Origin of the sequence: Hymenobacter setariae (assembly GCF_007713685.1) — a bacterium.
GTDB classification, from domain to species: domain Bacteria; phylum Bacteroidota; class Bacteroidia; order Cytophagales; family Hymenobacteraceae; genus Hymenobacter; species Hymenobacter setariae.
In genome coordinates, this window is sequence record NZ_VMRJ01000001.1 from 1,096,772 (window position 1) to 1,111,188 (window position 14,417).

Annotated in this window: 10 protein-coding genes; 8 read left to right on the plus strand and 2 right to left on the minus strand. The window is 60.4% G+C overall.

What is annotated here, in order from left to right; genetic code table 11:
* Positions 1-248: 248 nt before the first annotated feature.
* The 7 genes from FNT36_RS04565 to FNT36_RS04595 all read left to right on the plus strand — a co-directional run bounded on the left by FNT36_RS04565 (position 249) and on the right by FNT36_RS04595 (position 10,659).
* Positions 249-1,181, plus strand: coding sequence for an aldo/keto reductase (locus FNT36_RS04565; RefSeq protein ID WP_144844790.1), 933 nt, complete (start codon positions 249-251; stop codon positions 1,179-1,181).
* A gap of 21 nt (positions 1,182-1,202) precedes the next feature.
* A complete protein-coding gene (locus tag FNT36_RS04570) occupies positions 1,203-1,577 on the plus strand; it encodes an L-rhamnose mutarotase (protein ID WP_144844792.1) in 375 nt (124 codons plus the stop codon).
* 97 nt (positions 1,578-1,674) lie between these two features.
* Entirely contained in the window at positions 1,675-2,928 is a 1,254-nt protein-coding gene (fucP, locus tag FNT36_RS04575) for an L-fucose:H+ symporter permease (protein ID WP_144844794.1), read from the plus strand.
* Positions 2,929-2,964: 36 nt separating this feature from the next.
* Positions 2,965-3,981, plus strand: a complete 1,017-nt coding sequence (locus FNT36_RS04580) for a zinc-binding alcohol dehydrogenase family protein (RefSeq protein WP_144844796.1) — start codon at positions 2,965-2,967, stop codon at positions 3,979-3,981.
* Between the two features lie 121 nt (positions 3,982-4,102).
* Positions 4,103-7,132, plus strand: a complete 3,030-nt coding sequence (locus tag FNT36_RS04585; RefSeq protein WP_144844798.1) for a SusC/RagA family TonB-linked outer membrane protein — start codon at positions 4,103-4,105, stop codon at positions 7,130-7,132.
* Between the two features lie 39 nt (positions 7,133-7,171).
* The gene (locus tag FNT36_RS04590; RefSeq protein ID WP_144844800.1) at positions 7,172-8,803 is read left to right on the plus strand and encodes a RagB/SusD family nutrient uptake outer membrane protein; all 1,632 of its coding nucleotides are present in this window, start codon (positions 7,172-7,174) and stop codon (positions 8,801-8,803) included.
* A gap of 206 nt (positions 8,804-9,009) precedes the next feature.
* A complete protein-coding gene (locus tag FNT36_RS04595; protein WP_144844802.1) occupies positions 9,010-10,659 on the plus strand; it encodes an alpha-L-fucosidase in 1,650 nt (549 codons plus the stop codon).
* 97 nt (positions 10,660-10,756) lie between these two features.
* On the opposite strand, the gene FNT36_RS04600 is transcribed toward FNT36_RS04595, so the two are convergent.
* Both FNT36_RS04600 and FNT36_RS04605 read right to left on the minus strand, forming a co-directional pair.
* Positions 10,757-11,740, minus strand: a complete 984-nt coding sequence (locus FNT36_RS04600; protein WP_144844804.1) for a glycoside hydrolase family 43 protein — start codon at positions 11,738-11,740, stop codon at positions 10,757-10,759.
* A 109-nt stretch (positions 11,741-11,849) separates the two neighbouring features.
* A complete protein-coding gene (locus FNT36_RS04605; protein ID WP_144844806.1) occupies positions 11,850-12,833 on the minus strand; it encodes an arabinan endo-1,5-alpha-L-arabinosidase in 984 nt (327 codons plus the stop codon).
* Positions 12,834-13,176: 343 nt separating this feature from the next.
* Between FNT36_RS04605 and FNT36_RS04610 the strand changes: the two genes are divergently transcribed.
* Entirely contained in the window at positions 13,177-14,232 is a 1,056-nt protein-coding gene (locus tag FNT36_RS04610; protein WP_144844808.1) for a LacI family DNA-binding transcriptional regulator, read from the plus strand.
* Positions 14,233-14,417: the final 185 nt, after the last annotated feature.

Below are 14,417 nucleotides of genomic sequence, written 5' to 3' on the forward strand. Positions count from 1 at the left end.
CCACCCGCCACATATAAGCTGAACTAGCCGCCAGCTGGACTGGTGCCAACGGCCCTGTCTACTAAATGAGAGCTGCCAGCTATGCGCAGGCAGCCGAAAACTATTTTTTCTCCGCAAAGCTTTGCGCAAAGCTTTGCGGAGAAAAAATTACAATAACTTGATAAACAGTTGTTTTTAGTATACTAGCTTTGGCCACTACTGCCTCTCAGGAGGCAATTCTCTTCTGGCCAATCTAGCTATTCCCACCCATGCACTACCGCCAGCTCGGCCGTACCGACATGCACGTATCGCTCTTAAGCTTAGGGGCTTCGGCCCTAGGTGGCGTGTTTGCCGACATTGACCCGGCACAGGGCATCCGCACGGTGCACGAGGCTGTGGACCAGGGCGTCAATTTTATTGACGTAGCGCCATACTACGGCTTCACTAAGGCCGAAACCGTGCTTGGCCAAGCCTTGCGCACCCTGCCTAGGCCGCAATACATGCTCTCGACCAAAGTAGGCCGCTACGGCCAAAATGGCGTAAAAACCTGGGACTACAGTGCCGCCCGCGTAGCGCAGAGCGTAGAGGAAAGCCTGGCGCGCCTGCACACCGACTACCTCGACCTGCTGAGCGTGCACGACGTAGAATTTGCCGACCTAGAGCAGGTAATTCACGAAACCATTCCGGCGCTGCAGGCCCTAAAGGCGGCTGGCAAAGTGCGCTACATCGGCATCACGGGTCTACCGTTGGCCAAGCTGCGCTACATCCTCGACCGGGTGCCCGCTGGTACCCTCGACACCGTACTTTCCTTTTGCCACTACTGCCTCAACGACGACGCCCTAGGTGAGCACGTGGCCTATTTTCAAGAGCAGGAGGTAGGCGTCATCAATGCTGCGCCGCTGGCCATGGGTTTGCTTTCGGCCCAGGGGCCGCCGGCCTGGCACCCGGCCTCGACCACGCTCAAAAACCACGCCCAGCGTGCGGCGGCCCACTGCGCCGAGCGCGGCTATCCTATTGAGAAGCTGGCCATTCAGTTTGCAGTGAGCCACCCGGGCGTGGCGACTACGCTGGTGAGTGCCGCCTGCCCACGCCTGATGCGGCAAAATATCGAGTGGGCCGCTACGCCGCCCGACCCCGACCTGCTGCGCGAAGTGCGCGCCCTTCTGCACCCCGTGCTGGGCGAAACCTGGGACAACTCCTAAAACATACCCCCTCTTCCGCTCATGGCCTACCTCGAAGACGCCCGCCCTACCCCATTCAAGCGCTATTGCAAAGGGCTGAGCCTGCAAGCCGACGCCGAGTTGCTGGCCACTTACCGCCGCCTGCACGCGCCCGGGGCCGCCTGGCCCGAAATCACGCAGGGCATGCGCGAGGTGGGCATCCTGGATATGGAAATCTACCTAACTGGCAGCCAAGCCTTCATGATAATGGACACGGTGCCCGACTTCGACCACGACCAAGCTATGCAGGCGCTGGCTACCAAGCCCCGCCAGGCCGAGTGGGAAGCCCTAATGGCCTCTTACCAACAAACTAGCCCTGATGCAACTGCCGCCGAAAAGTGGCAATTGCTAGAGCGCATCTATAAGCTGGGCACCTAGGTTGCCTCCGCGTAGCTTCAGCGCCCTACTACCTCGAGGCACCGCGCCTTGTGCTGCTTCAACTTCTCTTCTACCTATTTCTGCCTCCATCCCACCCGTGACCGCTGCCCGCTCTACTACGTTTGCCGTTGGCCTGATAACCTGCCTATTCTTTCTCTGGGGCTTTGCCTTGAATCTAAACCCGATTCTGATTCCGCACCTCAAGAAAGCCTGCCAGCTTACCGATGGCCAGTCGGCGCTCATCGACTCGGCCTCCTACCTGGCGTATTTTCTGCTGGCGCTGCCGGCCGGGCAGTTTATGAAGCGCTTTGGCTACAAGGGCGGCATGCTGCTGGGCCTAGGGCTATTTGCGCTGGGGGCGCTGCTATTCTACCCCGCGGCGGCGCTGCGCTCCTACGCTTTTTTCTTAGGGGCGCTGTTCGTTATTGCTTCCGGCCTCACCTTTCTTGAAACGGCGGCCAACCCTTACATCACTGGCCTGGGCAGCCCCGAGGGCGCTACCCAGCGGCTAAATTTTGCGCAGTCATTCAACGGCCTGGCGGCTACGCTGGCCCCGCTACTGGGCGGCATCTTTATCTTATCGGGCAATAGCCCAAGTCGCGCGCAGCTGGCCGCGTTGTCGCCGGCCGCCCTAGGGGCCTACCTCGACCACGAGGCTACGGCCGTGCAGGTGCCCTATTTGCTTATTGGCGGTGGGGTGCTGCTGGTGGCCTTGCTGCTGTGGCGCACGCCCCTGCCCGCCCTGGCCGAAGAGGAAGCCGCCACTGCCGACGAGGGCGGCCTGTGGCAGCAGAAAAACCTACTATTCGGCGTGCTAGCGCAGTTTTTTTACGTGGGGGCGCAAGTGTGCGTGAGCAGCTTCTTTATCCGCTTTGCGGGTAGCGTGGCGGATATGGATGAGAAGCTGGCGGCGCAGTACTTAGCGGTGGCACTGTTTGGGTTCATGGCGGGGCGCTTCCTAGGTACCGTGCTCATGCGATTTGTGCCGGCGGCCCGGCTGCTGGCGCTCTACAGCGTGCTCAACGTGGGGCTGCTGGTGCTGGCCACCACCCTGCACGGCACGGGCGCAGTATATGCGCTGTTGGGGGTCGAGTTTTTCATGTCCATCATGTTCCCGACCATTTTCTCACTTGGCATTCGGGGCCTAGGGGCGCGCACCAAGGATGGCTCCGCGCTGCTCATTATGGCCATTGTGGGTGGGGCGGTGGTGCCGGTTATCATGGGCCACGTGTCCGACGCCAGTACCATCCAAACCGCCTACTTGGTGCCCGCGTTGTGTTTCTTGGTGGTGCTGGGCTTCGCGCTGCGCAACAGTTCGGTAAAGCAGCTTACGCTCTCCACGGCCCACTAACCTGCCTACTTTTTCTTGTCAACTACTTTCTGAGCTATGAATACTTTAGTGTGCACTGAACCCGGCCACTTTGCCTACGATACCCGGCCGGCCCCCGTGCCGCAGCCGGGCCAGGCGCTGCTGCGCATTCGGCGGGTGGGCATATGCGGCACCGATTTGCACGCCTTTGAGGGCACGCAGCCTTTCTTCGCCTACCCTAGGGTGCTGGGCCACGAGCTGGCTGGCGAGCTTGTGGATACGGGCGGCGCCGAAGGCTTTGCCGTGGGCGATGCCGTGACCTTCATCCCCTACTTCAATTGCGGGCACTGCGTGGCCTGCCGCGCTGGCAAGCCCAACTGCTGCATGCACATGCAGGTATGCGGCGTGCACGTAGATGGCGGCATGGCCGAGCTGCTGGCCGTGCCCGCCACCGCCCTGGTGGTGGGCCAGGGCCTGGGCTATGACGAGCTGGCGCTGGTGGAGCCACTGGCCATTGGGGCGCACGGCGTGCGCCGGGCAGGCGTGCAGCCCGGCGAGTGGGTGCTGGTGGTGGGTGCCGGCCCCATCGGACTGGGCATCATGGAGTTTGCGCGCATCGCGGGTGCCCAGGTCATTGCCCTCGATGTGAATGAGCAGCGCTTGGCCTTCTGCCGTGAGCACCTCGGCGTGGCCCACACTATTAATGGGCGGAACACGGACGTGGCCGACGCGCTACGCACCATCACCGATGGCGACATGCCTACGGTGGTTATCGACGCCACGGGTAGCCTAGGAGCTATCAACCAAGGATTTGCCTACCTGGCCCACGGCGGGCGCTACGTGCTGGTGGGCTTGCAAAAGGGCGAACTCAGCTTCTCGCACCCCGAGTTTCACAAGCGCGAGGCCACGCTTATGAGCAGCCGCAATGCCACGCGCCAAGACTTCGAGCATGTCATCAGCGCGCTGAAGCAGGGCTTGGTAAGGCCCACTACTTACATCACGCACCGCACGGGCTTTGGCGAGGTAAAGGCTGAATTTGCCTCCTGGCTCAACCCCGCCACTGGGGTTATCAAGGCCATGATTGAGCTAGCCTAGGCCCCAGCGGCCTGCTCTTTCACGCCCCTACACAATCGATTGCTAACCCAGCGACTTTAGGCCGCCGGCTAGCGCACGCCCAATCTGTACTTCATTTTTCCCACTCAACTACTTGCAAACCATGAAAGTACCATTTTACTTGCTTTTGTTTGCCACGCGCCGGCCATTAGGCTTGGCGGTAGCCGGCCTAGGGCTAGCCCTGGCTCCGCTGGCAGCCCAGGCGCAAGCCGCCCGCACCGTAGCGGGCACCGTGACAGACAACACCGGCGCCCCGCTGCCCGGCGTAACCGTGCTCCAGAAAGGCACTACTAACGGCCAGAGCACCGGCGCCGATGGCAAGTTCAGCATTCCGCTGCCGGCGGGGCCGGCCACGCTGCAATTTTCCTTTGTAGGCTACGCCAGCCAGGAGGTGCCCGTCACCGACCAGGCCACGCTGGCCGTGACTCTAGGGGCCTCGGCCAAAGGCCTCGACGAAGTAGTGGTGGTAGGCTACGGCACCCAGAAAAAAGCCAACCTAACCGGCGCGGTGGCTACCATCTCGTCGGGCGATATCGACAACCGGCCCATTACGCAGGCGTCGCAGGCGCTGGCGGGCTTGGCGCCCGGCGTGCAGGTGCAGCAGCCCAGTGGCCGGCCGGGGGCCAACGGGGCCAACATCACGGTGCGGGGCATTGGTACCTTCAACTCGGGCAGCGCGCCGCTGGTGCTGATTGACGGCATTGCGGGCTCGATTGACGACGTGGCGCCCGACAACATCGGTACCATCACGGTACTCAAGGACGCGGCTTCGGCGGCCATTTACGGCAACCGGGCGGCCAACGGCGTTATTCTGATAACGACCAAGCGCGGACAGCCGGGCAAAATCGACATCAGCTACAGCAATTACGTGGGCTGGGAAAAGGTGGCCAAGCTGCCGCAGTTCGTGAATTCGGCTACCTACGCCCGCCTTACCGGTGCCTCGGCCCAAACTGTGGCCAACTACGAGGCCGGTACCGACCCCGACAATTTCCCCAATACCTACCACCTACGCGACTTACTCAACTCGGGCTCGGGCTTTCAGCAGTACCACAACCTGAGCTTCGCGGGCGGCGAAAACAAGACGACTTACCTGTTATCGGCCAGCTACCGCGGCCAGGATGGCATCACGGCCGAAACCAACAACAAGCGCTTTGATATCCAGGCCAACATCGACAGCAAGCTGCGCGACAACTTAACGCTGAAAACCAGCCTGCTGGGTTTCTCGCAAGTTCGCAACCAGCCCGTGTCTAACTCGGGCAGCATCGACGACATTATTGTGTACGCGGTGCGCGAGCCCAACACCTACGCCGGGCGCAAGTCGGACGGCACCTACGGGCACCAAGACTACTATGCCCCCGAGGCCTGGCTCGACAGCGAGAGCTTCGATAAGTTTCGGGCCAAGAACTTCTACGGCAACACGGCCCTCACCTATGAGCCCATCAAGGGTCTGAGTTTGAGCGGCACGGCGGGCTACCACTACTACACCGGCACCACCACCACGTTTCGGCCCGACATCAACCTCGACAAGAATACCTATGTGGGGCCAAATAACCTCTACAACAGCACCTACGACGGCCAGGAGGTAACGCTGATTGGCCTGGCGACCTACGCCAAGTCTATTGGCGAGCACAACTTTAAGTTGCTGTTGGGCTACCAGCAAGAAGACCACCGCGACAACTCGTTCTACGCCTCGCGCGACCGGTTTCCCAATAACCTGCTCTACCAGCTCGACGCGGGCGCTACCACCAACCAGCAAAACGGCGGCTCGGCCGGCGAGTACGCCTTCCGCTCCTACTTCGGCCGCCTGAACTACAATTTCAACGAGCGCTACTTGCTGGAGTTTGATGCCCGCTACGATGGGTCGTCGCGCTTCGCGCCGGGCAACAAATACGGCTTCTTCCCGGCCGTGTCGGCGGGCTGGCGCCTGTCGGAGGAGCGCTTTATCAAAGACCAGGTTTCCTGGCTCGATGAGTTAAAAATCAGGGGTTCGTATGGCACGCTTGGCAACGCTAATATTGCCAACTACCCCTATCAGTACACCTTCAGCACCAGCCCGAAGTACACGTTTGGCGGCGTTATCGCGCCGGGCGCGGCGGTGACGTCGGCAGCCAACCCCGATATTCAGTGGGAAACCACCACCTCGGGCGATATCGGCCTGGATTTCAGCTTCTGGAAAGGCAAGCTCAGCGGCTCGTTCGACGTGTACGAGCGCACGGCCAAGGACATTCTCTACCGCGTACCGGTATCGGGTGCCCTAGGGCTCGATGCACCCATCGTGAACGCCGGCTCGATTCGTAACCGGGGCTTTGAGGCCATTCTGACCTACAACGTCAGCGCCGGCGGCTTCCGCCTAGCGGTGTCGCCCAACTTCACCTACAACCAGCAGCAAGTCACCAAGATAGCCGGCGACTTGCAGTCGGTGATTCCCAACTTCTTCCTAGGTCAGCAGTTGAACCCCATTTACGGCTACGTGGCCGACGGGCTGTTTAAGGATGCGGCCGACGTGGCTAGCTACCCCACCCAGCCCAGCGGCGGCCAGCCGGGCGCCATTCGCTTCAAGGACATCAGCGGCCCCGATGGGGTGCCCGACGGCAAGGTGGACGCTACTTACGACCGCACCATCATCGGCAACAAGAGCCCTAAGACCTCCTACGGCCTCAACATTACGGCCAGCTACAAGGGCTTCGATTTGGCCATGCTGTTTCAGGGCCTAGGGGGCTATACCGTGCAAATGGGTTCGTATCAAGCTTTTGCCTACTACAACGGCGGCAACATTCAGCAGTGGCAGGCCGACAACGCCTGGACCGTAGACAACCCTGACCCCAATGCCAAGTACCCGCGCATCACCAGCCTAGGGCAGGGCAGCGCCAACGTGCAAACCAACTCCTTCTGGAACCGCTCGGGCACGTTCCTGCGCTTCAAAAACCTGCAAATCGGCTACACGCTACCTGCGGGCGTGCTGCAAAAGCTGCACATCAGCCGACTGCGGGTATTTGCCGGGGGCCAAAATCTATTCAGCCTCAACAGCTTCTACCCCGGTTGGGACCCCGAAAACAGCCAGGGCTCGGGTGGCGGCGCCAGCTTCTACCCCCTCACCAAGGTGTACACCTTTGGCCTGAACGTCAAGCTCTAAGGCGGGCCTATTCTCTGGACTATTCAACTGGCTATTATCATGAAATTCCCTTTCCTGCGCCGGCCCGCCGGGGCTATTCTTACCCTAGGGCTGCTGCTTGGCACGGCTACCAGCTGCAAAGACCTGCTCGACAAGCAGCCGCTTTCCTCGATTTCGGACGCCACCTTCTGGCGCACCGCCAACGACGCTACCCTGGCCCTGAACGGGGTGTATGACACGGGGTACGGCTACACGCACTACACGTTTTGGGCCGGCCAGTCGCTGCTGGGCCTCGACCTAATGGCCGGCGACGGGTCGGAGAAGGAGTACATTCCCGACCAGTTCACCGACGGCACGCTCAACTCGGCCTATGGCTTTGTGCGCGACTACTACACCCAGACCTACCGGCAGATTACGCGCTGCAATAACTTCCTCGACAACATCGACAAGGTGACGATGGACGCTGGGCAGAAAGCCATTATGGTGAACGAGGTGCGCACCATCCGGGCCTACGACTATTTCAACCTGGCCTTGTACTTTGGCGACGTGCCGCTCATCGAGCACGTGCTGTCGGTGGAAGAAGCCAACAGCGTGTTTCGCACGCCCAAGGCCGATGTGTGGGCCTTCTGCGAAAAGGAGCTGAGGGCTGCCGCTGCCGTGCTGCCGCCCTCGGTGCCCGATGCCAGCCAGGGCCACATGACGGCCGCCAGCGCCCTAGGCATCCTAGGGCGCCTACAGCTGGCCCAGAAGAAGTGGGCCGACGCCGCCACCAGCTACAAGACCATCATGGACTTTGGCTACTACAGCATCGACCCGCGCTACCGCGAGCTGTTTCTGAACGCCGGGGAGCTGAGCCACGAGGTCATCATGTCGCAGCAGTACATCCGCAACAGCTACGACCATACCCTGCTGCAATACCTGACGCCCGAAACCTGGGGCGGCTGGCACCAGTATTCGCCCTTCAACGAGCTGGTAAAGGACTTTGAGTGCATTGATGGCCTGCCGATTACGCAGTCGCCGCTCTACGACAAAAACAACCCCTACGCCAACCGCGACCCGCGCCTCGACCTCACGGTCTTGATTTCGGACCGTAGCACGTTCCGGGGCCGCACCTACTCGGCGCTGCCTAATACCACCCTGCCCGACCGCCTCAACCAGTATCCCGGCATTTGGAGCGGCTACGCCATCTACAAGTTTTTGGAGGATGACCCCAACGTGGCCACCACCACCAACGACGGCAACAACTTTACCATCATCCGCTACGCCGAAGTGCTCCTAGGGTACCTAGAGGCCAAGCTGGAGGGCGGTGCCCCCGTAGACCAGGCCCTGCTCGATGCTACCATCAATAAGGTGCGGGGCCGGGCGGCCATCAAAATGCCCGCCGTCACGACCACCGACCCGGCCACGCTGCGCACCGTGCTGCGCCGCGAGCGCCGCGTAGAGTTTGCCTTCGAGGGCCTGCGCTACTTCGACTGCCTGCGCTGGGGCATCATCGCCTCCGAAAACCAGAAGCAGTTTACGGGCATGAAGCTCACCAATAACCCGAGCACCTACACCGCCTTCCCCGTCGATGCTGAAGGCTATTATCTCTACAAAAAGCGCAACTTCATCGTGGGCAAAAATGAGCTATGGCCCATCCCGCAGTCGGAGCGCGACTTGAACAAGAACCTGACGCAGAACCCGGGCTACTAGGTTTGTATACTGAGTTGCTCGAAGCATTTGTCATTGCGAGCGTAGCGAAGCAATCGCATCGGCACGGAGCCTGGCGAGCAAATTCAACAGGTGCGCTTGCTTCGCTACGCTCGCAATGACAAACGCTTTAAAAGGCTTTTTACTTGAATTAATCCCGCACCAAGCTGCTTCGCACCCCACTCTCTCCACCCCTTCTTTACTTCCCCATGAATCGTAGAACCCTCCTCAAAAACCTGGCCCTAGCGGCCCCCGCCGCGTGGCTGCCCGGCGTAGTGGCGGGCCTCAACTGGAGCCCGCTGGCGCTCACGGCGCCTAGCCCTTTCAAGCCCACCTGGGATTCGCTGGCCCAGTACCAAACACCCGAGTGGTTTCGCGATGCCAAGTTTGGGCTGTGGGCGCACTGGGGGCCGCAGTGCCAGCCCGAGCGCGGCGACTGGTACGCCCGCGGCATGTACGAGGAGGGCTCCGACCAGTACAAGTTTCACTGTGAGAAGTACGGCCACCCGTCCAAATTCGGCTTCAAGGACGTGATAAACGAGTGGAAGGCCGAGGAGTGGAACCCCGACGAGTTGCTGGCGCTGTACAAGAAAGCTGGGGCCAAGTACTTCGTGTGCCTAGCCAATCACCATGACAACTTCGATCTCTACGACAGCAGCCACCAAACCTGGAACTCAACCCGCCTAGGTCCGAAAAAAGACCTGGTGGGCGGCTGGGCCAAGGCGGCCAAAAAGCAGGGCCTACGCTTCGGCGTGAGCGTGCATGCCGCCCACACCTGGAGTTGGCTGGAAGTATCCCAACGCGCTGACAAGAATGGCCCGCTGGCCGGCGTTCCCTACGATGGCAAAGTGACGACCGCCGAGGGCCAAGGCAAGTGGTGGCAGGGCTACGACCCGCAGGCCCTCTACGCCCAAAACCACCCCCTGAGCGAAAACAGCCAAGACAACGGCGTGATACACCGGCAGTGGAACTGGGGCAACGGCGTGACGCCGCCCAGCAAGGAGTACTGCGAGAAATTCTACAACCGCACCATCGAACTGCTCGACAAATACCAGCCCGACGTAGTGTACTTCGACGACACGGCCCTGCCGCTGTGGCCCGTGAACGACGCCGGCCTGCGCATCGCATCGCACATGTACAACACTAGTACGCAGCGACACGGCGGTCGCAACGAGGCCGTGGTTTTGGGCAAAATTCTGACGCCCGAGCAGCGCAAGTGCATGGTGTGGGACATCGAGCGCGGCCAAAGCAACGAAATTGAGCCCCTGCCCTGGCAAACCGATACCTGCCTAGGCCAGTGGCACTACGACCGCCGCATCTACGACCAGCACGGCTACAAAAGCGCCAAGACGGTCATCCACACCCTAGTGGATGTGGTGAGCAAAAACGGCAACCTGCTAGTGAGCGTGCCCGTGCGCGGCAATGGCACCATCGACGACCAGGAGCGCGCCATCGTGGAGGGCATCGGCGCCTGGATGCAGGTAAACGGCGAGAGCATCTACGGCACCCGCCCCTGGAAAATATTCGGCGAAGGCCCGGCCCAACAGGCTGCTGCCGCCCTCAGCGCCCAGGGCTTTAACGAGGGCAAGGGCAAGCCCTTCGGCCCCGAGGACATTCGCTACGTCACCAAGGGCAAGATGCTCTTCGCCACCGCCCTAGGGTGGCCCACCAGCGGCAAGCTGCTACTGAAGTCGCTGGCCGTAGGCGGACCGCACTATTCGGGTAAAGTGAAGCAAGTAGAGCTGCTGGGCGTGCCGGGCAAGCTCAAGTTTGAGCACACCAAGGACGGGCTGGCCGTGACGCTGCCCGCTCAACAGCCAAACGCCATTGCCTACGCGCTGAAGATTACGCCGGCCTAAGTGCCCACTAACTTAGCGACTATGCAAAAAGCGGTTGCCGTTGCTGTCCTGGACAGCAACGGCAACCGCTTTTATCGTTAGGCTTCTTGGGGTGCGTTTACTTGGCGGCCTGCACGCCCTCGGTGGTCATTTGTACGCGCTTCAGGGTGCCGTCTTTGTTGTAGTAGAGGTAGTCGATGCACACCGAGCGGCGGTAGCTGCTGCCCTTCACGTCCATGCCGCCGTTGTGATAGATGAAGTACGATTTGCCTTTGAAGTCGATAATGGACTGGTGATTGGTGTTTGAATTGCCAGCTATTTCGTTGAGTAGCCCTTTGTACTCCCACGGCCCGTCGAGGCTGCGGCTCATGGCGTAGGCTATTTTCTCTGGGAATTCAGTGGCGAAGCTTAGGTAGTACCAGCCGTTGTGCTCGTGCACCCAGGGCGCCTCCGTAAAGCGCGGCAACCCACTCACGGTCTGGATGGGGCCATCTAGCTCGGTCATATTGGGCTTGATCTTGGCGTAGTAGCAAGCCGTATTGCCCCAGAAAAGATAGCCTTGCCCCTTCTTGTCGATAATTACGGTAGGGTCAATGTCGTCCCAGCTGATAGTCGCCGACTTGGTCATATCGTTGGTAATCAAAGCCGAGCCGCGGGCGTCTTTAAACGGGCCGGTGGGGTTGTCGGCCACCGCCACCCCAATGGCCTTGCCGGGAATGGTGCCGTGCTCCACGGCCGCGTACCAATAAAACTTGCCGTTGCGCGCAATCACCTGCGAAGCCCAAGCATCATCCTTGGCCCAAGCAAAATCGCTCACCTTCAGTGGCGACGGGTGCTCGGTCCAGTTCACCATGTCCTTCGACGAAAAGCACAGCCACTCGTGCATCACGTAGCGCTCCTGCGGGGCGGGCGCTTCGTCGTGGCCGGTGTAGAGGTACACCGTGCCGTCCTGCACCATCGCGGCTGGGTCGGCGGTGTATTTGGTGCGGATAATGGGGTTGCCACCCGGGCTGGCTGGGGCCTGCGCCGAGGCAGGGCCAGCCGCCAGCAGCAGACCTAGGGCAACGTTAGGAAGTAAAAGCGACAGGGTTTTACGCAACATGGGAGATATGGGAGTGGGATGGGAAAGCAAAGTTGTTTTAGTTGACAACAACCGCTTGTCATTGCTTCGTCGTGCCTCCTCGTAATGACAAGCGAGTTAAGGTTTAAAGCTATTTGGCGGCCACGGTGGGCCAGCCAGCGGCGCTCCAGACAAGGGGCTCGATGCGCAGCTTGGGGCGGCCGCGGTCGTGGCCGTCGTAGCCGTGAAATATGAGATAGTCAACCTTATCGAAGGTTGCCACGGCGTTGTGGCCCACGCCAAACCAGTCGGCGTTGCCCTGCAAAACCAGCGTGCCGCCGCCCTGCTCCATAGGCGTGCCGGCCTGGTCGAGGTAGGGGCCAGTCACGGCCTTAGAGCGGCCCACCATCATCTTGTAGGTGCTTTGGGGACCGCGGCAGCAGTAGTCAAACGACACAAACAGGTAGTAATAGTCGCCGTGCCGGAAAATGAACGGCCCCTCAATGGCGCCATCGCCGGGCAGCGAGTCGGTGAGGGTGGCCGTGCGCGGGCGGCGGGCCAGTGTGCGCCACTGCGCGAGTTCGGCCGGGCCGGTGAGGTCAGGCTTCAACTGCACCAGCTTGATGCCGTTCCAAAATGAGCCAAACGTGAGCCATGGCGTGCCGCGCTCGTCGCGCACCAGGTTGGGGTCGATAGCGTTCCACATATCGCGGCCGGGCGCCGACTCGATAACTGGGCCGTGGTCGGTCCACTTGAAGTCGGGCGACTTAGGGTCCAGCGTTTTATTGGTAGCCAGCCCAATGGCCGAGCGATTCTTACCAAACGTGGAGATGGAATAGAACAAGCTGTACTGGCCGTTGTGATACGAAATATCGGGCGCCCAAATGTGCTCCTTAAATCCCGGCACATCGCGCTGCGCCCAGGCCGGCGGCGTGGCAAAAACCGGCTTTTCGGCAATCCAGTTCTTGCGGTCTTTCGACGACCACACCGTGACGCCGTTGCCCGTGCCGAAGAGATAGTACGTGCCGTTTTGCTGTGTCAGCACCGGGTCGTGGATGGGAATGGCCGGTGAGGGGGCCTGCGCTTGGCTGCACAGGCCACGGAGCAGAAGCCCCAGCAGTAAGAGTTTTTTCATAAGCGCGGCTTTACATAAACGATTGTGTAAAGAACTACGAAGTACGCGTTTTTTCCGGAATATATAGATAGGCAAGACACACTTCCTGCAACAAACCGAGAAGGTGCCACCCTAGCTCAACCAGATTATAACCTATCTATCGCTTACGCACAAACGTTTGTGCTTACGGATGGGTTTGCACAAGTAATAACTACAATAAACGTCTAGGTTAACTAAGGAGTCACTTGCTAAGCAGGAGCTTAAAAACCGGCACCTAGGGCCAAAAAAGCCATTTTTTTTCTTCTCCCCTTAGCTTTGTGGTTGCATCTGACCGGCCTTTTTGCTGCCGGCTCGCCGTGCAGTTATGACTCCCCGCAAAAAGCAACCGACTACCACCCCGCACACTGTTTCGATGGCCGACCTCGCCCGGGAGCTAGGTGTGTCGATGACGACCATCTCGCGGGCCCTGAGCGACCACCACAGCATCGGGGCGGCTACCAAGCAGCGGGTGCTCAAGCTGGCCAAGAAGCTCAACTACCAGCCCAATCACCTCGCCGCCGCTTTACGCAAGGGCCAAAGCCGCTTGCTGGGCGTGGTGGTGCCCTACATTGAGGGCAAGTTTTTCCCGTCGGTTATCCAGGGTATCGAGCAGGCCGCCAGCAAGGCCGGCTTCAGCGTCATCGTGTGTCAGTCGCACGAAGACGTGCAGATAGAGCGCCGCAACGTGGAAACGCTGCTGCACGCCCAAGTAGCGGGGGTGCTGGTATCGCTGGCTCGCAACACGCAGGAGTTTCACCACTTTGACAAGGTGCGGGCGCGCGGCATTCCACTGGTTTTCTTCGACCGCATCCCAACCAGCGAGTATGTCAATTCGGTGGTGCTCAATGACCAGGCGGGCGGCTTTGCGGCTACCAACCACCTATTGGAGCAGGGCTGCCGCCGCATTGCGCACTTAGCGGGGCCGCAGCACCTCAACATCTACCGCGAGCGGCAGCAAGGCTACCTCAACGCGCTGGCTGCCCACGGCATCGCACCTGAGGAAGAGCTCATTATCTACTCCGACATGACGCAGGAAGACGGCGCGCAAGCCACGCGCCAGCTACTCATGCTGCCTACCCCCGTCGATGGCATCTTCGGGGCTGGCGACTCGGTTATCCTAGGTGCCCTGCAAACGCTCAAGAGCCAAGGCATCCGCGTGCCGCAAGACATTGCCCTGGCAGGCTTCAGCAATGAGGGCTTCACGGCCATTACGGAACCTAGGCTCACTTCTGTTGACCAGCGCTGCGAGGAGATGGGCGAAGCTGTAGTACGCTTGTTTTTGGAGCTATCCACCGCGCCCGAGGCTCAGTTTGTGCAGCGCCAAGTAGTGCTGCAGCCCGAGCTATTCATTCGTGAGTCGTCGCTGCAAGTCCCGGCTTAGCTCTGTCAGCCCAGCCAGCGGCGAAGCATATAGTCTAAAAGCGTGTTCGAATAGTAAAGAACTACGGTAAGGTATTTTAACTTGAATTGCCAGTGGGCAGAGAGGCCTTTTCGGTAAGCTAGCAGCCGGCGAAGCGCAGGATTTTATAGCGCGTGCGGCAGGAACTGGTGCAATCTCAACGCCTC